Here is a 21,561-nt window from a genome sequence, read left to right as displayed (position 1 = left end):
AGAATTTAATCAGAATTTAATCAGAATCTAAACCGGCACTTGTTTCATAAAGTTGCTGCATGGCCTGAAAAACCAGCTCCACCTCACTTGGATCTACCGAAATAGCGGTAATGCCCCACTCCAATAGAGCCGAGAGCAGATTGGTGTGCTGAAAGGTTTGGCCGCAGATCGAGCAAGCAATGCCAACTTGACGGGCAGTTTGCACGAGTTGCTGAATTGCCCGCACTACAGCCGGGTGATGGGGGTCAAAGGCCGCTGCCATCTGAGCATGATCCCGATCGACGCCCAGCAGCAGTTGGGTTAAATCATTGGTTCCAATTGCCATACCCTGAACACCAGCAGCCACATAATCGGGCAGCAGAAACAGCACTGAAGGCACTTCAGCCATAATCCAGAGCTGAAACTGTGGTTCTTGGGTTAATCCTACCTGCTCGACTTGCTGCCGACAAAATACAAATTCCTCAACCGTGCGCACAAACGGTAAGAGTAGCGACAGGTTGCGATACCCTTGCTGCTGCACTTGCTTCAGAGCGGCTAGCTGCACCCGAAACAGATCGGGGTTGAACTGATAGCTGAGTGCTCCGCGCATGCCGAGCATGGGATGGGGATGGGCTTCTGAAGCGGTTGCTGAAAACTCATGCGAGCGCAAATCTAGAGAGCGATAAAAGACAGGACGGGGCATAAACGCGGCAGCAAATGGCTGGATCCGTTGGCTGATCTGCTCAATAATTTCGCTGATTGGCTGCTGGCGTAACCAAACTTCTGGATGCCTTTGCTCGAACAGATCGAGCAACATCAGCTCGGAGCGCAACAATCCCACACCGTCAACTGGCAGAGTCGCTACAGTTGCCAGATGCTCTGGCTGGCTGAGGGTGACAAATAGGCGAGTTCGAGGGGTGCGCGGCGCGGCCAGTTTTGTTGCTTGCCCAGTCGTTAAAAGATCGGCATTTGCGCGAGGAGTTGCAAAAACAGCCAGGGGTTCACTATGTGAGGGCTTCTGCCAGTCAGACGGTAAATTGAAGTCACCCCAATAGACCTCGCCCTGATCACCATCGATGGCGACTCGTTCCCCCGAATGGATCAGGTGGGTGACCTGCTCAACCCCAACCACTGCCGGGATGCTCAACTCCCGCGCCAAAATTGCCGCATGGCTGGTCATTCCGCCCTGTTCTGTAACAATGCCTGCCACTTGCTGCAGCCGCCTCACTTGCTCTGGTGTAACCATCGCAGTGATCACAATACTTCCTGCTGATATGGTCTCCAAATCAGTAGGCTGTTCAGTATCTGATTGCATTAACCAGGCCGTTCCAACGGTTTTTCCAGGGGCAGCAGCCAACCCGATCAGGCGATGTTGGGAGGATAAGGCACTACTGGATCGAAACTGGGTCCCTAACCGGCGGAGAGAGCCAAACTGGGGCATCACCTGAACGAGACGAAACGGAGCTGGGGTAGAATCAGCCTCCAGCATCCACTCCAACGCCAAGGGCATGCCCAACTCGGTTTGCACCTGCTGAACCAAGTGAGCGAGCTGTTGGAGCTGGACTGGGGGCAAAACGGGCTGCCTAGCCTGGGAAGACGAAAGCAACTCTAACTGGAGGCAGGTCTGCACATCGGGCAACCAAGCTGAGAGGGCTAGGGGAACAGTTGAATCGGCTGCGGCCACTCGATAGGCATAGGTTTGCTGTCCTGGATGATGGGTTTGCAAGCCGGACTGCAAATCAAACGAGTAGCGATCGGCACTGCCTTGTAGAAGCGCCTGACCCAAACCCCAAACTGCCTGCACCTGCACTTGGCTGCCGATAATTTGCGACTCTCCGGCGGCCAGTACCGACTGCATGGGCTGTACCAGCAAGGCAAGCTGCACATGCTGAATTTGAATGCCCAGCCGCTGCCAGTAAAACAAGCTTCTGGCTCGAAATAACTCTGACCAAGTTTGCTTCAGCGCTTGGGCTAGCGCCTCTCGATTTGGTCTGCAAATATGCGAATTTAATAGCCCAATCGAACGGTAGCTGATGGTTGGATCCAGCCCAGGCTGTAGCGAAAAGGAAGGTCGAACGATCACAGCAGGTGATTGCCAAGACTGCATGCTTGTCTGCAAAGCATCTAGCAAAGTTTCCGGTAAGGGCGCAGCTTGAATTGCGTGCTGAATTTGCTGCGCAATCCTTTGAAGCTGGCGTGGATTATTGGCATCGACATAAAGAAATGAGTTGGGCAGATCGGCAAACATCCGCTCTTGCCAGTCCATGTGAGCTAAAAGCTGCTGCAAGACTGTTGCCGACACCACCAGTCCGGGGACACTCGGATACCCCCGTTGCATCAGCAGTCCTAGATAAAAGGCTTTATCTCCGACCGCACTGCGGCAGGACGGTTGAATTTGATCCAGCCAATAGATATCATCCACAACCATACGGCGAAGCGGGCGAGAGTTCTGCGTAGAAACAGCTTGCTAAACGGTTAATCTAACCAAGAATGATTTCTAGTCCTCTCTGACTCGCAGCAGTTGTGGCGTTTTTCAGTGAAGCATAAACCCAAGGTTGAAAGCATCAATCCAAGCACAGATGCAACGCACGGGTTCTATGGTTCACTCAATGAAAAATGGCTACAAGCTGGATGAAAGCTAACGAAATAAGCCGAACGAAATCAGTAGATTGAAATTAATGACTTGAAACAGAGCTTGAAAGATTGTAAATATGCGGTCTCCTAACCATATCAACTCAAGCTGCCCGATGCAATCGGGTGATGCAATTCCAGTAGCTCAATCCTCGTGGTTGGATAAAGCTGCATCACATCGGCTAGGGACATTCTCGACTGGACTCCCAGCATTAGCGGCGATTGGTGCCCCCGATTCAGGTGATCGGCAGCGGCACAGGCAATCATGGCAGCATTGTCTGTACAGAACTTGAGCGGTGGGAACAAGACGCGCAGTCCCTTCTCGGTGGCCGCCATTTGCAAATGCTGCCGCAGGCCACTGTTTGCCGCTACACCCCCCCCCACCGCAATCGTGGTTAGCCCCAGATCGAGGGCACAAGCAATGGTGCGCTTAGTTAAGGCTTTAGCCACCGCCGCCTGAAAGCTAGCCGCCAGATCCGGCACGGACAAAGAGGCGGGCGGCAGCGATTGAGTCAACCGCAGAACCGCCGTCTTTAAGCCGCTGAAACTGGAATCGTAGGGATGGTAGCCGCCTTGCGGTAAGGAAACTTTACCTTCGGGAAGGGTGTAAGCTCCAGGATTGCCGGTTTGGGCTAGTCGGTCGATCACTGGACCGCCAGGATAGCCGAGATTCAGCAGGCGAGCCACCTTGTCAAACGCTTCTCCGGCGGCATCATCACGGGTTTGGCCCAGGGTTTGGTAGAGGCCGCAGTCTTTGACATGGATCAGGCTAGTGTGGCCACCGGAAACCAGCAGACAGAGGAACGGAGGCTGCAAATCCGGCTCGCTCAGGTACGAGGCATAGATGTGGCCCTCCAGATGATGCACGCCCAAAAACGGTTTTTGATGCAGCAGAGCCAGGGTTTTAGCCGCTGTCACCCCGACTAGCAAGGCTCCAACCAACCCCGGGGCACAGGTGGCCGCAATGCCATCAATGCCAGACCAACCCAAATCGGCTTGCTGTAGAGCCTGCTCAATCGCCCAGTTCACCATTTCTACATGCTGTCGCGACGCCACTTCTGGTACAACGCCACCATAGGGCTGATGCACCTGAATTTGGGAAGAGACGACGTTGCTCAAAATTTGCCGCTCTTGCACAATGGCTACAGCAGTCTCATCGCAGCTTGTTTCAATTGCTAAGACGGTTGACATAGGGATAAACCAGGGACGTAAATAGGCAAACTCCGGGCTGTCGCCGACAATTGCCAACAATTAAGTAAACTTCTTTTAAGAGCTTAACTTTACTGGGCAGACCTTGGGGGTATGATTGCTCTCACAGCCCAATTTTTTTGTGCGAATTACTTAACGTTTTGTACGAAATCTCTGCTTTTTGTAAATAAAGGGAAACAATTCCATGCGAAAATTGTTTGCTCTAGTGCTCGTCCTTTTCCTGTGGGTTACGTTTACCGCCCCTGCATCGGCAGATGTGGCTGGTTTGACCCCCTGTGGCGAATCTAAAGCGTTCTTGCAACGTGCGGCAAATGCGAAAACGCCTCAAGCGAAAGAGCGGTTTCAAAATTACGCTAACTCACAAGTTCTTTGTGGACCCGAAGGCCTGCCTCACCTGGTTGTAGATGGCCGCCTTAGCCATGCCGGTGAGTTCCTGATTCCTAGTATCCTGTTCCTCTATATTGCAGGCTGGATCGGCTGGGTTGGTCGTGCCTATCTGATCTCGGTACGCGGTGAGAAGGATCCTGAAATAAAGGAAGTGATCATCGACGTGCCTCGTGCGATCAAGTTCATGCTGACTGGCTTCGCTTGGCCATTGGCAGCGCTGAAAGAGCTTACTACCGGTGAATTGACTGCAAAAGACAGTGAAATTCCCGTTTCACCCCGCTAAGTAGCCCCAGTCCTTTGATTTTGGAGTTCGCTATGCAATATCTGCTGAAATATTTATCCACTGCTCCTGTGTTGCTTACAGTCTGGATGTTCATTACCGCTGGCATCCTGATTGAGTTCAATCGGTTCTTCCCCGATCTGCTCTTTCATCCGATGCCGTAAGCAGTTCATTTCGACCTTTGATTGAGTGATTTCATAGCCTAAATCCAGTGAGTGGTTGGTAGCGAGAATCGGTTTCACAGACTGACTTTTGCTTCAACCACTCACTTTGCTATTGGTACTTTGCTATTGGTCTGCTTAACTCAAAACTGCTTCAAAGCTTCCCCACTTCCTGCGTTTTAGCTTCAATTAAGGGACAACTCTCTGGGATCACGCTCAGGTCAAACCAAAAGGTAGTGCCAACACCGACTTCGCTGACTAGATGAACTTGACTCTGGTGCTTCTCGATAATATTGCGCACAATCGATAGCCCTAGGCCAGTCCCTTCCAGGGTATGCACTCGGTTCTCAACTCGGAAAAACCGATCAAAAATTGCCTTCTGGTCTTCTGGGTCGATGCCAATCCCCGTATCCGAAACCTCAATCCGCACATGGCTAGGCAGAAGCTCGCTCGACTCTAACCGATAGGCCCGAATCGCCACTTTGCCACCCGCAGGCGTAAACTTCAAGCCATTGCCCACCAAGTTAGAAAAGACTTGCAGCAGTAAGTCATAGTTACCGCGTACCGGAGGCAAGTTTGGCTCGATTTCTTGAATTAGCTCGATGCCTTTATCTTTAGCGTTGAGCTGATGGGTCCGCAGGGTCTGCTCGATCGGCTGAATGATGTCAACTGCATCAAACTGATAGCGCTTATTCGATTCCAGCCGCGACAAATCCAGCACATCATTAACTAGGCGAGTTAGGCGATCGGTTTCTCGATTGGCCGTTTCTAGAAATTCCCGTTTCTCTGGCTCGCTGAGGCTGTCGCCGTACTCGTGCAGGGTCTCAATAAACGACTTGATATTAAACAAGGGCGTGCGCAGTTCATGGGATACATTGCTGATGAACTGGCTTTTGGCTTCATTCAGCTCAACCTCACGGGTGATGTCCTGCACCGTAATCGCAATTCCCTTCACCGTTTCCCGATACTGGTCCAGCACCGTGGTGAGCAAAATCCGCACCGTGCGGCTAGTCGGTTCTGGAATCGTGATCCGAAATTCGGCTCCGTCTTTGATGTCTTCGGGCGGATGGCCAGAAACCAACTGATAGAGTGGGCGGGTCAGCTCGACTTTCACCGCGTCGGGCAAGATGTATAGCACATTTTCGCCGTTGACTGACTTACCATCCCAGCCAAAAATGTGCTCGGCAGTAGGGTTGGTCAGGATGACGCGCATACTAGTGTCAAGCAAAACGGCCCCGTCGGCAATGGTGGCCACCAGCGTCTCTAGCTTGGCTTTTTCGGCAGTCAGCTCTTCGATATTTTGCTCTTCGTAGCGTTCTAGCCGCTCGGCCATTTCGTTGAAGTTGAGGATCAGCTCACCCAACTCGCCACCCAGCGGTAGATCAATCCGTTGCTTGAAGTTGCCTGCCGCGATATTTTTCACACCCACCAGCAGTTCTTTGATTGGTTTGGTGATCATCAGGGCATTGAACACGGCTCCCAGAATCACCATGGCCCAAATCGAGATAAATACCGCAATCGTGACATCTCGCGTCAGATGGGACGAGGTGACGACCGTGGCATTGGGGTTGATGCCAATCGCCAGCACGCCCAAGTATTTCCCGTCATGGTTGATCGGCACAAACACATCGGTAACTTCGCCATCGGGAGCTAAATGCTGGCGGACCATCGGCACGTCAGATTTCTCCGAGAAGTTGTCGGGAAGCTGCATGCGTCGCCGGATCGTCAGCGAATTTTGCACCTCCGACTCAGAAAAGGGAATACCCAGAAAAATATCGCCCTCTTCGTCGGCATAGAGAATGTAGCGAATGCTCGACGTACTGCTGTAAAAACTGTGGGAAAACCGGGCCAGTTCAGTGCGGTTATCTTCACTGATCAGGGGAGCCACATTGGCCGCCAGCAGCAGTCCCAGATCACGACCGAAGCGGGTGTCGTTGAGGCGAACGTCCTGCTGGATCGTGTTGACCGCCCAAAAAGTTAAGCCGCTCATGATCAAGGAGACCACCAGCGTGGCAGCCGCCATTAGTCGGGTTTGTAGGGTAAACTCCGACCACCAGCGGGCAATGAGTTCGCGCATTTGGTTTAGCAGAGCTAGCAAAGCAGGTTCAGCACGAGAGGACGTTGAATTACATTCATCTTGCATGAAGTTTTAATATTCTATCAATCTCGTTGCTAGCGTCTATCCTTACAGCAGCGTTGATGGCAAAATCAGCAGATTTACCAAGCCGATCAAGTTGATATCGGGGTCGGTCAGCCAACACTATCGCAGTCCTCCACTTCGACGAGGCGCTTAGCAGCAACCCATTCAACCCAGCGATTAAAAGAAGGACATGTACTGCAACGCCTGCAGCGCGAATCCAGCTAAGCCGCTCAGCACATTCAGGATATTGCCGCCCGCACCGCCGCCACCCCCTCGCTGTTGTTTGGCGTAGGCTTCTTCTGCCTCCTCGATGCCGAGGGCAAACTGAGATGCGATCTGCTGGCCTCGCTCATGATTTTGTTCGGTGTAGAGCTGCTCGGCATATTTGGCGTCTTCCAGAGCACCGGCTCGGTCGCCCAACCGGAAGCGGGCAATACTACGAGCCAAATAGGCATGGGCAAAGTCCGATTCGATGCCAAGCGCCTGGTTATAGTAGCTCACGGCTCCCCGGAAGTTACCTCTAGCGGCTTCTTCCATGCCCCAGCGATAGTAATTATCTGCCGTTGCCAGGTTTGAGGGCAGGCCCACCGCACCCAACAGGTTGGCCCCATCCAAATTAGCGCCTTCTAGATTGGCATTGGTAAGAATCGTCTCCCTCAGGTCAGCCCCTTGCAAATTGGCTCCGCTCAGGTTAGCTCCCGTCAGGTCAGCTCCAAACAACACGGCCCCATTGAGTTGGGCTTGGCTGAGATCGGCCCCACTGAGATTAGCATGGCTAAAGTTGGCCTGGATCAGGTTGGCCGCTGCCAAATTGGCTCCCATCAGCTGGACGTAGACCAATCCAGCTCGGTTGAGATCGCAGCCAGGACATTCTTTAGTAGTCAGCAGTTGCTGGGTGTGTTCCAGATTTTCCGCATAGGCAGCGGGCATTCCTCCTCCTGCTACCAGCAAGGTCAAGGCAACAACGCCGGGAAGGCAAGCTCTCATAGATTCACACGCTCACTAGTGGATCGTTCAAAGTGTACTGAAAAAATTCTCTGCTGGCAGCAATAGCAGTAAAACGTAGCAGTCCTGAATGGGGAAATTGTGAGAAGACAGGAGCCAGGAGCCATATCAATCCGGTTGATCCACCAGAGTTCGCGTAGAGGCGTTTTGGCAAAACGCCTGTACAATACGCCTGTACAATACAGCGTCTAAATTAGGGCGTTTAGTCGGAGTTGATATCAGGAGTGGGGTTGGTAGCAAGGTAACGGCAGCGGAGCATCAACGGGCAGATCTGCTTGCTTGGAAGCAAGAACGATTCTGGCTCCTACTTCTGGCTCCTGGCTTCTGCCTCCCTCTTCTCATGTTGCTACCAAAATCTTGATTTCAGTTCGGCAAAAACACATCTTGCCAGCTATCAAAGCCAAACTCCTGCTGAAACTCTTCGATTACCCAGGCAATCGATTTGCCATGCCGCTGCGCCGTTTGGATCAGATAGTCTCGATAGGCGTACTTGTCCTCTAGGCTGGGTGTGTCGCCAAAAATGGAGCCAAGGCACCAGTCTGTTTCCGGTAAACAGCCGAACTGTTCGTAAAATACCCGTTTGGTCCAGTTGGGGGCGGATCCTTCCCGGAAGGTTTTTTGTCGCTGGGTCCGAAAGAACTCGTACATTTTGCGGCGTTCGATCTGGTGCAGTAACTCTTCGCTATAAACCTCCACTAACTCATCGGTGCGAATCTGTGGCTCGGTTTCCCAAACATAGCGACAGCTAGGACAAGTCATCACAAACCCCCAAACTAGGCGGTTGCAGTGGGGGCACTGCTTGGTAGGCGTGGTTTCTGTTGTGCCGGGTTCTTTGCTGGTGGGCAGATGGTATGCCTTGATATCTTCTGGGAAGCCCAAGCGGCGCAGATTACCAGCCTGATCCAGAATAATGCCGCAGGTCTTACCGGTGACAGGCGAGATGCGCAACAGGCGGCCAACCTGCTGATAGTGTAAAGCGCGAGACTGAGTCGGACGCAGCAGCAGCCCAACCTCCACACTCGGCTCATCAAACCCGATACTGATCACATTACAGGAGGTCAACACCAGCAGCCAGCCCGCTCCCAAATCCTGGTAGAGCTGGTGCCGTTCTTTGATGGGCGTACTGCCATCCACTACAGCGGCAGCAACTCCAGATGCTTTGAAGGCTTCGGCAACGTGACGCGCATGTTCCACATCCACACAGAACGCGATCGTGCGTTTACCGGGCGTAAGGCGATGCCACTCTTCCACGATCCGCTGCACCAGTTCCGGTCGGTCACAGGCATTCTTCAGGTCCCGTTCATCGTAGTCTCCGGCCACGGTCCGCACCTCGGATAGGTTAATCTCTGAGCCGCTGGGCACACCGTAATACTGCATTGGAGCCAGATAGCCCATACGCTGAAGTTCGGCTGGAATGGGGGATGCCACAAAGGTCTGCATGTGGTCGCCCAACTGTTCCCGCCCCAGTCGATAGGGAGTCGCGGTCATAGCGAGATGCACAGCCTTGGGATGGGTTTCGTAAATAATCTCCTGTCCAATCCGGCTGAATACGGTGGTATGCCCTTCGTCAAAAAACACGACATTAGCTTTCCAGTCGCGCCACCAGGAGCGTTTTTCCATGGTTTGGATACTGGCAATCTGAATCGGAGCCGCTGGGTCTTCGTGCCAGCCTGCTTTAATGAATCCACAGCGCAACCCAAACGCCTGCATTTTTTTGTAGGTTTGTCCCACCAACACATCCAGATGCACCAAAAACATCAGCCGCAATCCTCGGGCAGCCGTATCAGCACAGATTTTGCCGCCAATCACGGTTTTACCGGCCCCTGTTCCAGCAATGATGGCAACACGGCGATAGCCCTGGCCTAATTGAATATAGAGATCTTTGATCAGCTTGCTTTGGTAAGGTCGCAGTGTGGGAGGCTGCAATGGCTGAGTCTGGTTTGGCTGCTTCTCAGGGGCTTGTTTTGTCACTGAAGGTTGAACTAGTAAGGTTGAACTAGATCAGGGTAGCAAATTTCCTTCTCGGTAGATTGAAATCACAGGTCGCTTTAAAGGAAAGGGGGGCAAATAGGAGCCGGAATCGCTGTGCCAAGTTTTCGGACGTCTCGATAATTGCCGTCTCGGTAATTGCCGTCTCGGTAATTGCCTCACGACACTACCACGAAGGTTAACGGGTAATTAAAGTTCCGATGAAGTCGATTTGAACTTTTTGTCAGCCAATTGCCAGACTAGGGAGATAAACGTAATTTAGACTTAGGTGCATATCACAGATGCTTTACAAAAACCGGTTTAGAAGCATTCTAAATAACTGAATATTTACTAGATTGGATCATTCCTGACAACTGTTACTGAATGGTTGCCATGGCTGAGATTGTACGCATTGTCTTGTTATGGTTGCGTATCGTTGCATTGCTGAAGGCATTTTGATCAGCCACAGCAGCGATCCACACAGCGTTCAGATTAGGTTACCTGTTGCGCTAGGCAGAGGTTGAGGAGCATAGCCCCCATTGGCTTCCGCACCTAGCTTTAGTGGCAGTTCATGATTCATTGAATTCATTTGTTTTGTTAGCAATTGTTCGAGAGCAGTTCCCGAACAATTCTTAAGAGAGCCAAAAGAGAGCCAATTGGAGCATCGGTTACATGAGATACCACATTTGTTTGAGCCGCTCAGTTGACCTGAGCAAGTTTCACCGTGACGCCCAGCTAGACCAATGCCCACGCCACACTATGTGGGATCTAAGTCAGGAGCTAGATGCCACGGTTCACCACCCCGACGCTAAAGCAGTTACTTGGATCGATCGCCGCCTCGCCAAACTGACTAGCGAACCAGAACATTGGGCGCTGGCCCGTTCTTTGATCAACAAGCTGACAGCCAACGATCTGGTCTTTTGCACCGGAGAAGATGTCGGATTTCCGCTAGCAATTCTGGCTGGGTTTAAAGCCAACCGTCCTAAGCTGGTGGTTTACATTCTGGAGCCGAAACGCCTGCGTGTGCGCGCCCTTTTGAAACTATTTCGCTTGGCTCAGTCGGTTGATCTGTTTCTAACCAACACCCAGCTTAAAGCCGACTATTTGCGGCAGTACCTGCAGCTACCTCAGGAAAAAGTGCATGTGGTACGTGAACAAACCGACGTGCGGTTTTTCTGCCCCGGTCCTGTCACCCTGGAAAAGCAAAGACCGTTGATTGCGAGTGCAGGATTAGAGCAGCGCGACTATAAAACTCTGGCCGAGGCCACCTGTGATCTAGATGTGGATGTGAATATTTGCGCTGTTTCTCCCAACGCTTCAGCCAAAACCCGGGTAGCCTTTCCAGAGGTGATGCCATCCAACATGACGGCCCATCCTCAAGAATGGCGGCAGTTTCGTCAGCTTTATCGCAACTCTAATATGGTTGTGATCAGCTTACTCTACAATACCTACTCAGCTGGCTTAACGACTCTGATGGAGGCGCTAGCTTGCCGTCGTCCGGTAATCATCACACGCACGCCCGGTTTGGCAGAACGTTTGATTGATCTGGGTGTGGTAACGGGTGTAGCTCCCGGAGATGCTACCGCCATGAAGCAGGCCATCCTCAATTTCATCAACAACCCGGAGCTGGCAGAAGCCCAAGCCCAGCGAGGCTATGAGCTAATTTTGCAGGAACATACCAGCGAAGCCTATGTTCAGGATCTGGTATGTCAATTTAAGCAGCTAGCAGAGCATCGAGCCTGCTTTCACTCAGACGGAAATACTTTAAATGAGCCACTTAAAGCAGCACCTCTTCCAACGAGTACGGCAAGTCTCAACCCACTGAACCCGTCCTGAGAGAATTGCAAACTACAGCCTAGAGGGATCAGGAGCAATGCGGGCTACTGGCCTTCTGGCAGAGCACCAGAAAAATCAGAAAACTAGTGCCCTGCTGAAAATCTGCCTAGAGCAGGCGTACTATGGAGCAATAAAGGGGAGCAATAATAGGGCTTTGAGGCTGACTGGAGACCCCTGATTTCCCCAATTGCAGGGGTTTGAGTATTCTCTGGCAATTTCTCAATAAGGTTAGACCATCAGGTCTAGGGTGCGGAGCAGATCGCTTGAGAGATATTCGCATCAATACACAAACTTAGCTGACGGTTAGGGGAATTTCCACTTTCCCCAGTGAGCTTTGCTGTGAAAGTTTGCGTTCGAATTATTGGAACCTACAGTTTCAGTCACATAAGTTAGGCCACGGACATTTTTGTGGGGGCGCTCCGCGCCCCCACAAAAATGTCCCAACCAAACTGACTATCGCTATAAGTCTGAGATGAGCTTGGGCCAAAATTATGCTGGAGCAAGTATGCTGATAAACGCAAATGAATTTGCTGAGAATGCAGTCATTAACACCGAGATTTGTATTATTGGTGCCGGCCCTGCCGGAATTACCTTGGCGCGTGAATTTCTAGGCCAAACTACAGAAGTTTACTTACTAGAGAGTGGAGATACCACCTCACAAGCGGCGATTCAAACCCTGAGTGAATGCCAAACCTATGGCGAGCCATTTCTCTCACCTCAAGCAACGCGCCATCGCCAATTCGGAGGTAACTCGAATATCTGGGCAATTAAGCTTGATCGGTCAACCATCGGCGTCAGATATGCGCCTTTGGATGCGATTGATTTTGAGCGGCGAGACTGGCTGCCCTACAGCGGCTGGCCCTTCCCCAAGTCCCATCTCGATCCGTTCTATGAGCGGGCACAGGCGGTCTGTCAAGCCGGTCCCTATGCCTATGATGCTGAAGCTTGGCAACGACCAGACAGTCAACCGCTTCCCCTCAACCCCGATCGGTTCGAAACGGCTGTGTTCCAGTTCGGACCACGCCAGGTTTTTTACCAAGATTACCGAAACGCCCTAGCCCAAGCGAACAACATTAAAGTTTGTGTTGATTCGACCGTAGTGGAAATTGAAGCGCATGAATCCAGGCGGGCAGTGACGCGGGTTAAGGTTTCTACCTTTGCCGGAAAGCAGTTCTGGATCGCGGCTAAATTCTTTGTCTCGGCGCAGGGAGGCATCGAAAATGCCCGCCTGTTGCTAGCTTCCAATCGTCAACAGCCTGCTGGTCTCGGCAATCAATATGACGTAGTGGGGCGGTATTTTATGGATCACCCCCTCGTCGATGCAGGGATGTTAATGCCCCGTGATCCGAACTTGTTCAACAAAACAGCGCTTTACGATCTGCGGTGGGTTGATAACACGCCCATCTTGGGCAAGCTGGCTCCAAGTCCAATCCTGATGCAGCAGAAGCACTTACTCAACCTGGCTGTTCTCGCCTTTCCTAGACCGAGTTGGAGACAGTTTAAGGCGATCGCTGCCTTTAAAACCGTGGCCGAAGCAGGCGTGCGAGGTAAATTGCCCGATCAGCTGCCTCAACATCTGTGGCACATTTTGGGTGGTTTGGATTATATCGCCCGAGCCGGTTATCTTGCGGCGACCCAACATCAGTCCTTGCTGCACGGGTTTGGTCGGGGCGGCTGGTCAGAAATGCCTGACAATCGACAGCGTTTCCGCATGTTTCAGTTCTTTTTTCAAACTGAGCAGGCTCCCGACCCCAGCAATCGGGTGTTTCTGAGTGCGGAACGGGATCGGTTTGGTTATCCAAAAGCAGCGCTGCACTGGCAATGGGGAAGCATAGATCGAAGCAGTGCAGCTCATAATCAAAAACTGCTGGCAGAGGAGCTGGCGAACGCTGGAATTGGTGAACTGACCTATGATGCAGCTCAAGCACCAGCGTTATGTTCTCCCTCAGGTGTGGCGCATCATATGGGCACAACTCGAATGCATGCAGACCCCAAGCAGGGAGTTGTAGATCAAAACTGTCGTGTGCATCAGCTGGCCAATTTGTATGTGGCCGGTAGCTCTGTCTTTCCGACCGGAGGTTCTGCCAATCCAACCTTGACCATTGTCGCCCTCTCACTGCGCCTAGCCGATCATCTCAAGCAGGCGATCAAAACTACATCAGTTGCCGGATTGATGTCTTAATAGGTCTTAAGCAGGGTGTGCTCCTTTGCTGTGGTTTTAACACTCAATGTTTTCGTGAAGCCTTGGCAAACCAATGTCAGAACTGTAGCGGAGGTAGATGAGAGCGTAGCTATGACTGCTAACGATACAAATCAAACTATTTAGAAACAAGTTCAGTAGGGCATTTAAGCAAAAGCCGTGATCGGCTGACGCTGCCTAACCGATGAATTCGAATTTACGCACAGGCAGTATGCCCGTTGTGAGACTTGAGCGCACTACTTATGCAGGATTACGCCCTCGCTTACCCGTAGTGGAGGAAGAAGCCTTCTTGCCAACAGCAGCACGGCTCTTACTAACAGGAGCCGCTTTAGCTGCTGATCGAGTGGTTGTAGTTTTCCTGACCTGCGGTTGAGCCGATTGCGCCCCAAACGTGGCAGCAGATGGGGTCGTAGCCATTGGTTGTGTAACGGCTAGGGCCTGATTGCGAGGTTTTCTGGGCTTTCTAGTTTTGGCGTTCCCTTCGCGCCTTGCGGTCGCTAGATAGCGTTTGAGCGAAGAAGCGGTAATGGAAATGTTTTTACCAGCCAGGAGTTTGACGATTTCGTCATAGGTGTATCCCCGGTTGAGCGCGTCTGTAATATCCTCTTGCAAAATGGCGACCGCCTCCCGTAGAGACCAAAATTCCTTGGGTTTATCCGGCAACTCTTGTAACCTTATACCAGCCTGTTCGAGCGCATCTTTAGAAACAATGGTGACGGCAGAGGGCCGCTGTTTGGTTTTTGGCATATTCAAATCCTTGAAAGAATGGTGTCTCCTCTGTTACAAAACGAGGATGATGGAATTGACTTTACATTATCAATTTATTCCTTGAATTGATCAACTAATTGCGCAAAGCCTATAGAGCATCATGGCCTAGTCAGGTTCTTTAGTCGCCTTCTTATTCCAATTTCTATGGCTCAAATCAGATCGCTATATAGAGCCAATCGTTATTCTACAATTTTGTTTTGCAATCATTACTGCGCTATGACTTGGCGCTGCTTTTTGATGAGCGATAGCTGTTGTCGAGCAATTTGTGGTGAAAATAAAACCCCTAAAAATGCTTTTACCAAAGTTAATAAGGTTAAAAACTGACGGCGGCGGGGCAGGGAAGGATCATACTTCACAGCCTGTAACAAGTAGTGAATCGCTTTAAGGCTGCTGGAGCGAGATTGACTCGCTTCAAGTGCTTTTAGGGCTAGATACAGATAAAAGTTGCTAAAGCACTGGCCTCGCAATGGCTGAAGCTCAGCTGGAGCCGTAGCAAAATTTTTCTCCAAAATCTCTATACAACAAGTTTCCATACTCCAAAGGTGGGTGGAGAGAGACTTGGGAGAAACCCGATATAAAATTTGCGGAGCCGCCACACAAACGAACGGATAGCGAGCTGCCAGCCGGAGCCACATATCCCAATCACCCGCGTTTTTTAAGACACAATCAAACAAACCCACTTCAGCAAAGGCCCATTTGCAAATTAGCGGATTGGAACCATTCTCCAAAAAATTTGTGACTAGCAACTTAGCATAGACATTGCCATTCGCTTTGATGTAGGTTCCTTTGCGTAAGAACTGATCCTGCTGGTCAATATAGTCAGTCCAGCTATAGGCAACAGCCGCTTGAGGATTTTGTTGCAAAGCATTGAGCTGAGCTGCCAGCTTGTCCGCCGTCCAAAGATCATCGGCATCAATAAAAGTGATATAGTCTCCTGCTGCTTGAGCAATGCCCCGATTACGGCTGGCATGAACACCAGAGTTAGGATAGGAAAATATTTTTATCCGCTCATCTTGAATACTAGAAACAACTTCTAAAGTTCGATCTGTTGAACCGTCGTTGATAATCAGCAATTCAAAATGAGTATAAGTTTGATCTAAAACAGATCGTATCGTTCTTTCAATAGTTGTTGCAGAATTGTATACCGGAATAATAACGGAAATCAGTGGTGTATTCATGATATGCAGCCAAAAATCCAGAAATAAAGAAATGAAGTTGCAGCTGATATTTCAGTCAATCTCTTTTGAGAGGCGCTGAGCTAATAAATAGAACGGACTAATCAAAATACCAAAATAAAGTTCTAGCTCACAGGCAGCGACTAGATCAGTCTTGAACTGAGCGCCATATTTGAGCATATGCAAAACTACCCGCCGCAAATCGCTGACCATATAGGCTGCTGTCATCCACCAGCGTTCCTGGGGTTTCATACTCACTAGGCGCGTGGCACAGCGACTTAAACCAATACTGCGAAATAGCGGCAGCAAATAGTGACGCTCTAATCGCCAAGCCGGAATTTTGTGCACAATGCGCATCTCAGGATTGTGCCAAATCTCCCAGTCCGACTGCTGAATGTAGGACAATGCCTCGATATCTTCACTGCAATCATTGCCGTCAGATCGCTTGAAGTGCAAACGGTTCAATAGGGTTTGCTCTGGTACATGAGCCAGCCAAGCTTGTTTGCGCACTACTAACCCAGCCGAAGGGGGCAGTAGCTTTTTCTCAGGCTCATAGCGATGGGGTTGGGAACCTCGCTCTACGATCGCCATAAAGGGGGCAATGCGTTGAAAATGAGCCGGTGGTTCCACTTCAAACTCGCCAGTAATCCGGCTGCCGTAGGCACCAGCTTGCGGATGCTGTTGGGCAAACTGATAGGCCGCCAACACCCAGCCTGGATCGGGCAAATTGTCGTCGTCGAGAAATCCGATCAACTCGCTGTGGGCCTCTCGCACCGCTCGTTGGCGAGCATAGCTAGCACCCTGCTGGCGTTCTATGCAATAGCGGAGTGGGCAGGAAAATGTCGTCTGAAACGCTTCAACAATTGCGGCAGTCTGATCCTGGCTGTTGTTGTCTACAACCAAAACCTCCCAATTGACCGCCTCAAGCCCAGTTTGGGTTTGTAATCGCCTCAAAACATCGGGTAAGCGTTGTTCGCCGTTATAGGTTGGAATTGCGACGGTGAAGTCCATCATGTCCTGATTACTGGCTGCTTTTGGATAGTTCGGCTGTATGGTTCCGCAAGTCGATTCAATCAAGTTCGACAAGTCTTCTAGTTGGTTCAACTAATTGGTTCAACTAATTGGTTCAACTACGCCGAGTTCAACAAGGAATGGCTTGATGTTTAGATATCGAGCAAACTGACTGAATAAGTTCTAGTAAGTTCTAGGGTTGGCATCTAGTATTCCCGCAGTTCTCGCTGTTGCCGCATCCGAATCAGAGGTATAGCCGCAAGCTGCCAGGTTTAGCTCTGGGTTAACAAAAGTGAATTAGCAGGGTTGATGGTCAAGTTGATGGTCAAGGTTGATTGCCAGAGTGGAGACGGCAACCTCTAGAAAGTCCCAGAACAATCTTGATGGGTATTTGTAACTATTTGAAAACTTGATTAACGTCGTTGCCGCGTTGTCTGAGGAATATTGTTACAAAATATTGCGAACCGCCTAAGAATGTGAACTGAATGCCGGAAAATGTTTCCGGAAGATGGCTGTGTTCAGACCATATTCCGCGGATGAAGGGTCGAGGCAGGTTGCAAGTTCCTATCACATTTGGCAGAAATGTCAAGCTGTAAAGTCAAGTTGGCAAGGATGTCAGATTTGAGCGGAGCTAGCAGCCAAACGAATTCACCTGGGTTGTGGTGTAGCTCTAACTGCCTCAGATTCCGTCATTCTCAATGGTGAACGCAAGTTTAATCATCTCTGGTTACATTTTGCTTTTCGGAGGAATCCATCGATGAGTATTGTCACGAAGTCAATCGTGAACGCTGATGCCGAGGCCCGTTACCTAAGCCCCGGTGAATTGGATCGGATCAAGGGCTTCGTCACCTCTGGTGAGCGTCGTCTTCGGATTGCGCAAGTTCTGACTGATTCCCGCGAGCGGATTGTCAAGCAAGCTGGCGATCAGTTGTTCCAAAAGCGCCCTGATGTGGTTTCCCCTGGTGGTAACGCATACGGCGAAGAAATGACTGCTACCTGCCTGCGTGACCTCGACTACTATCTCCGCCTGATCACCTATGGAGTGGTTTCTGGCGACGTAACTCCCATCGAAGAAATCGGTATCGTTGGCGTGCGCGAAATGTACAAGTCCCTCGGTACTCCCATCGATGCAGTGGCTGAAGGCGTTCGTGCCATGAAGAGCGTTGCAACCTCCTTGTTGTCTGGCGATGATGCTGCTGAAGCAGGCACCTACTTTGACTACGTCATCGGTGCAATGCAGTAATACAAGGCTAAGTTTTGAGTGTTGAGTTTTGAGTGTTGAGTTAGCTCAATTCAAAACTTAGAACTTAGAACTTAAAACTTTTTTAACTGTGGACAACGACTTGATCTAAGGAATCAAAATCATGCAAGACGCAATTACCTCTGTTATCAACTCTGCTGACGTTCAGGGCAAGTACCTGGATAGCACCGCTATGGACAAGCTGAAGAGCTACTTCTCCAGCGGTGAGCTGCGTGTTCGGGCTGCAACGGCGATCAGCGCTAACGCGGCTGCTATTGTCAAGGAAGCAGTGGCTAAGTCTCTGCTGTACTCTGACATTACCCGTCCCGGTGGCAACATGTACACCACCCGTCGCTATGCAGCCTGCATCCGCGACCTCGACTACTACCTCCGCTATGCTACCTACGCCATGCTGGCTGGCGATCCTTCCATCCTGGATGAGCGCGTGCTCAACGGCTTGAAGGAAACCTACAACTCGCTGGGTGTACCTATTGCCGCTACCGTGCAAGCAATCCAGGCGATCAAAGAAGTCACTGCTAGCTTGGTGGGTGCTGACGCTGGTAAGGAAATGGGCGTTTACCTCGATTACATCTGCTCTGGCTTGAGCTAATTTCTTGAGTTATGGGTCTTGAGTCTTGAGTGATGGTGCAAATTCCATCTAATTCAAACCTCAAAACTTAAAACTCAAAACTTGTTGAAGTCTGGGAAGTCTGGTGTGAGTGTTAGATCGTCGATGGCTGTTTTAAGGCGGCTATGGCAGTCTAAGATTGGCCCTAGATTCCCAGGCTTAGCGTAATTAGCTGAAGTGATTTTAGATAACGTCTAAAAGTCTAAATTCAACAGAAGTTTTTCAGTTTACAAGGAGAGTGACGGCCCCATGCGGATGTTCAAAATCACGGCTTGCGTTCCTAGCCAAACCCGGATTCGCACGCAGCGGGAACTGCAAAACACCTACTTCACCAAACTAGTTCCTTACGATAACTGGTTCAAGGAGCAGCAGCGCATCATGAAGATGGGTGGCAAAATTGTTAAGGTTGAATTGGCAACGGGTAAGCCTGGAGTCAATACGGGCTTGGCGTAGTTCTATTTAGCTCTCTTCCAGTTGGATCTATCTAGACGAATTTCAGCTCTGGCTGCGGCGTCAAGCAAAATCTAATAAGCAAAATCTCAACGTTTGAGAGAAATTTGAGAGGGTGTTTGAAGAGTGGGAGGGGTGAGCCTTGACGCACTTTTCGGGCATCCTCTTAAAGTTTTTGTTAAAGGGTTTGCTCGGCTGTTGCCAGCTTGAAATCCAAGACGATGATTTGCTCTGAACGTAGCTTAATCGATTCATAGATCCGTCCATTGCGATCGCTGGATTCAACCTCAAAGGCTGTGCCACTTGCCAATATCTCAACGATGGTTCCAACTTGCCCTCGCCGCACATTGTATTGGGAAAGGGCAACAGTTAAAGCAGCAACATTTAACAACTTGCCGTGCCATTCATTACAGCTAAGTCTCTCTAGAGGGTTCCAGAATTCTGACTAGAACTCGCAACAGATCTTCTAAATCAGCGGGAACTCGGTAGAGATCGAGGTTTTGAGTTACTTCACGAGATTGCCGATCAAACTGACCAAACTGCCAGATCGTTCCGGTTGAAATTGCCCCCTGCAAGATCGGTTGTTCGGAGTCTATCCATTGATCGAGGGCGATGAGTTCGATGGCAAGCTGAATAAAACCTCGTTCTAGATCTTCATTTTTCGCCTCTATCACGAGAAATGTCTGGTGAGTTTGGAGCAAGTAGTCCAGTGAGCCTTTAAGTTGGTTGCTAACGGCAACAGGATACTCCACGTTGAGGGTGGCCTGAGTATAGTGCAGTACATCCATCAACACAGGTGCGATCAAGAATTCTCGTCGTGCCATCTCACTGGTCAGGCTCAGACGAGGAAGGCTTTCTTCGATTCGGGCAGTTAAGTCGGTGAGGCGATCTAGGGTGCCAGAGTAACGAGGTAACTCGAGAGAGCGACGTTGGAGAGAAACGTTGAAATAGGCCAAAATATCTTGCGGAGCAAAGTCGAGTTTGAAGTAGTCGGCAAAGGTGTAGGACTGATCGGGTTGAATAATCGTTGCTCTAGGCATAGAAGGCGGCTCCTATCGACAAATCCACAAGTAAGAATCCACAAGTAAGTTTGAATAACTTTAATTCGGGGCTGGATCAAAATCCTTAGACTTGAGCTACCCTATGGAGGCATCTTCTGCAAAAGGCTGTCTTACTAAGCTATTGTCTTGGTTGGTCAGCCTAGAATCCTACGAGTTGCTGCATCTAGTTTCCATCCATCTCATTATCGTCAATCCGGCATGGCTTCAATCGTTCGCTTCCTATTGCCGTTTTATGATCCCTCGGCTCAAACCTGGTCATTTGAGGCGCGTGCCCTGCGCTGGTTGACTTTCTTGTGGCTGTCAGTGGGGTTAGTGGTGATGTTTTCGGCGTCCTACGTGGCAGCCGGTGCCGAGCGGGGGGATAACCTATATTTCTTCAAAGGTCAGCTCGTCTGGATTTTTCTGGGCTTGACTTGCTTCAACATCCTGGTCCACTCTTCGATGCGCTATGCGCTGGGTTTGGCTGACTGGGGCATCATGATTTTCCTGGGGCTGATCTTGGCGACGCTGATTCCGGGAATTGGCACAACGGTGAATGGAGCGACGCGCTGGCTGGTAATTGGACCTGCGGCGATTCAGCCCTCAGAGATGATCAAGCCGTTTTTGGTATTGCAGGGGGCGCGTGTGTTTGGGCAGTGGGATCGGCTCTCCTGGACCGTGCGCTTGACTTGGCTCGGCATTTTTATGATCATCCTGGGCGGAATTCTGGTTCAGCCGAACCTGAGCACGGCGGCATTGTGCGGCATCATCATCTGGTTGCTGGCTCTAGCGTCAGGAATGCCCTACCGCTATTTAGGAACGGCGGCTGGGGCGGGTGTACTCGTAGCGGTGGTGAGTGTCAGCATCAAGGCCTACCAACGACGTAGGTTGACCTCGTTCCTGAATCCTTGGGTTGATGCGCAAGAAGATGGCTATCAGTTGGTACAGAGCCTGCTGGCGATTGGTTCGGGTGGCTTTTGGGGAACGGGGTTTGGGCTATCGCAGCAGAAGCTATTTTATCTGCCGATTCAATACACAGATTTTATTTTCTCAGTGTTTGCTGAGGAATTTGGCTTTGTCGGCTGCTTGTTATTATTCCTAATGCTCGCCACCTATGCGACGCTGGCGTTGCGGGTAGCAATTAGAGCCTATAATCCGGTGCATCGTTTGGTAGCCATTGGCATCATGATCTTGATGGTAGGGCAATCGCTGCTGAATATCGGCGTGGCAACCGGGGCACTACCAACTACGGGTTTGCCATTTCCTTTGTTTAGCTATGGCGGCAGCTCGATGATTGCCAGCTTGGTTGCGGCTGGGCTGCTGGTGCGGGTTGCCAGAGAAAACACCAGCGCTGAGGTGCTGGCGCTCAACCAAAACGTTCAACTAGAGGACCAGTGATAGCTCCATCTCATTCTTCTGACGGATAGAGCTACTGATAGAGCTACTGATTGAG

Annotated in this window: 18 protein-coding genes; 8 read left to right on the top strand and 10 right to left on the bottom strand. The window is 50.7% G+C overall.

Annotated features, from left to right (window positions below):
* Positions 1 to 16: 16 nt before the first annotated feature.
* Entirely contained in the window at positions 17 to 2,407 is a 2,391-nt protein-coding gene (locus HJG54_RS09425; RefSeq protein ID WP_316434629.1) for a putative PEP-binding protein, read from the bottom strand.
* 302 nt (positions 2,408 to 2,709) lie between these two features.
* Complete coding sequence (gene tsaD, locus HJG54_RS09420; RefSeq protein WP_316434628.1) at positions 2,710 to 3,801, bottom strand: tRNA (adenosine(37)-N6)-threonylcarbamoyltransferase complex transferase subunit TsaD; 1,092 nt, start codon at positions 3,799 to 3,801, stop codon at positions 2,710 to 2,712.
* 202 nt (positions 3,802 to 4,003) lie between these two features.
* Here tsaD and HJG54_RS09415 point away from each other — a divergent pair, with 202 nt between their 5' ends.
* Positions 4,004 to 4,489 (top strand): Photosystem I reaction center subunit III, encoded by a 486-nt coding sequence (locus HJG54_RS09415; RefSeq protein WP_316434627.1) that lies wholly within the window; start codon positions 4,004 to 4,006, stop codon positions 4,487 to 4,489.
* A gap of 32 nt (positions 4,490 to 4,521) precedes the next feature.
* Complete coding sequence (gene psaJ, locus HJG54_RS09410; protein WP_036004000.1) at positions 4,522 to 4,650, top strand: photosystem I reaction center subunit IX; 129 nt, start codon at positions 4,522 to 4,524, stop codon at positions 4,648 to 4,650.
* Positions 4,651 to 4,801: 151 nt separating this feature from the next.
* Here the strand turns inward: psaJ and nblS are convergent, their stop codons facing one another.
* The 3 genes from nblS to HJG54_RS09395 all read right to left on the bottom strand — a co-directional run bounded on the left by nblS (position 4,802) and on the right by HJG54_RS09395 (position 9,763).
* The gene (nblS, locus tag HJG54_RS09405; protein WP_316434626.1) at positions 4,802 to 6,724 is read right to left on the bottom strand and encodes a two-component system sensor histidine kinase NblS; all 1,923 of its coding nucleotides are present in this window, start codon (positions 6,722 to 6,724) and stop codon (positions 4,802 to 4,804) included.
* A 240-nt stretch (positions 6,725 to 6,964) separates the two neighbouring features.
* Complete coding sequence (locus tag HJG54_RS09400; RefSeq protein WP_316434625.1) at positions 6,965 to 7,774, bottom strand: pentapeptide repeat-containing protein; 810 nt, start codon at positions 7,772 to 7,774, stop codon at positions 6,965 to 6,967.
* 381 nt (positions 7,775 to 8,155) lie between these two features.
* Positions 8,156 to 9,763, bottom strand: a complete 1,608-nt coding sequence (locus HJG54_RS09395; protein WP_316434623.1) for a DEAD/DEAH box helicase — start codon at positions 9,761 to 9,763, stop codon at positions 8,156 to 8,158.
* 669 nt (positions 9,764 to 10,432) lie between these two features.
* On the opposite strand from HJG54_RS09395, the gene HJG54_RS09390 reads away from it, so the two are divergent.
* Positions 10,433 to 11,596 carry a glycosyltransferase family 4 protein gene (locus HJG54_RS09390; protein ID WP_316434622.1) on the top strand — a complete coding sequence of 388 codons (1,164 nt, stop codon included), beginning with the start codon at positions 10,433 to 10,435 and terminating at the stop codon, positions 11,594 to 11,596.
* Positions 11,597 to 12,101: 505 nt separating this feature from the next.
* Entirely contained in the window at positions 12,102 to 13,778 is a 1,677-nt protein-coding gene (locus HJG54_RS09385; protein WP_316434621.1) for a GMC family oxidoreductase, read from the top strand.
* 258 nt (positions 13,779 to 14,036) lie between these two features.
* On the opposite strand, the gene HJG54_RS09380 is transcribed toward HJG54_RS09385, so the two are convergent.
* The 3 genes from HJG54_RS09380 to hpsE all read right to left on the bottom strand — a co-directional run bounded on the left by HJG54_RS09380 (position 14,037) and on the right by hpsE (position 16,825).
* Positions 14,037 to 14,543 carry a hypothetical protein gene (locus HJG54_RS09380; protein WP_036003996.1) on the bottom strand — a complete coding sequence of 169 codons (507 nt, stop codon included), beginning with the start codon at positions 14,541 to 14,543 and terminating at the stop codon, positions 14,037 to 14,039.
* 227 nt (positions 14,544 to 14,770) lie between these two features.
* Positions 14,771 to 15,742 carry a glycosyltransferase gene (locus HJG54_RS09375; RefSeq protein ID WP_316434619.1) on the bottom strand — a complete coding sequence of 324 codons (972 nt, stop codon included), beginning with the start codon at positions 15,740 to 15,742 and terminating at the stop codon, positions 14,771 to 14,773.
* 51 nt (positions 15,743 to 15,793) lie between these two features.
* Complete coding sequence (gene hpsE, locus HJG54_RS09370; protein ID WP_316434618.1) at positions 15,794 to 16,825, bottom strand: hormogonium polysaccharide biosynthesis glycosyltransferase HpsE; 1,032 nt, start codon at positions 16,823 to 16,825, stop codon at positions 15,794 to 15,796.
* 682 nt (positions 16,826 to 17,507) lie between these two features.
* Here hpsE and apcA point away from each other — a divergent pair.
* The 3 genes from apcA to HJG54_RS09355 all read left to right on the top strand — a co-directional run bounded on the left by apcA (position 17,508) and on the right by HJG54_RS09355 (position 19,071).
* Positions 17,508 to 17,993, top strand: coding sequence for an allophycocyanin subunit alpha (apcA, locus tag HJG54_RS09365; protein WP_036003991.1), 486 nt, complete (start codon positions 17,508 to 17,510; stop codon positions 17,991 to 17,993).
* 121 nt (positions 17,994 to 18,114) lie between these two features.
* On the top strand, positions 18,115 to 18,600 hold the full coding sequence (apcB, locus tag HJG54_RS09360) for an allophycocyanin subunit beta (RefSeq protein ID WP_036003988.1): 486 nt from the start codon (positions 18,115 to 18,117) through the stop codon (positions 18,598 to 18,600).
* A gap of 267 nt (positions 18,601 to 18,867) precedes the next feature.
* On the top strand, positions 18,868 to 19,071 hold the full coding sequence (locus tag HJG54_RS09355; RefSeq protein WP_036003986.1) for a phycobilisome linker polypeptide: 204 nt from the start codon (positions 18,868 to 18,870) through the stop codon (positions 19,069 to 19,071).
* A gap of 175 nt (positions 19,072 to 19,246) precedes the next feature.
* Here HJG54_RS09355 and HJG54_RS09350 read toward each other — a convergent pair whose 3' ends face one another.
* Positions 19,247 to 19,459 (bottom strand): DUF4926 domain-containing protein, encoded by a 213-nt coding sequence (locus HJG54_RS09350; RefSeq protein ID WP_316434617.1) that lies wholly within the window; start codon positions 19,457 to 19,459, stop codon positions 19,247 to 19,249.
* Between the two features lie 22 nt (positions 19,460 to 19,481).
* The gene (locus tag HJG54_RS09345; RefSeq protein WP_316434615.1) at positions 19,482 to 20,108 is read right to left on the bottom strand and encodes a hypothetical protein; all 627 of its coding nucleotides are present in this window, start codon (positions 20,106 to 20,108) and stop codon (positions 19,482 to 19,484) included.
* 219 nt (positions 20,109 to 20,327) lie between these two features.
* Between HJG54_RS09345 and HJG54_RS09340 the strand changes: the two genes are divergently transcribed.
* A complete protein-coding gene (locus HJG54_RS09340) occupies positions 20,328 to 21,506 on the top strand; it encodes an FtsW/RodA/SpoVE family cell cycle protein (RefSeq protein WP_316434614.1) in 1,179 nt (392 codons plus the stop codon).
* Positions 21,507 to 21,561: the final 55 nt, after the last annotated feature.

The sequence above is a fragment of the Leptolyngbya sp. NK1-12 genome (assembly GCF_032598965.1).
Lineage (GTDB): Bacteria > Cyanobacteriota > Cyanobacteriia > Elainellales > Elainellaceae > Elainella.
Note: the sequence above shows the minus strand (reverse complement) of the source record. Positions and strands in the feature narration are given on the sequence as shown.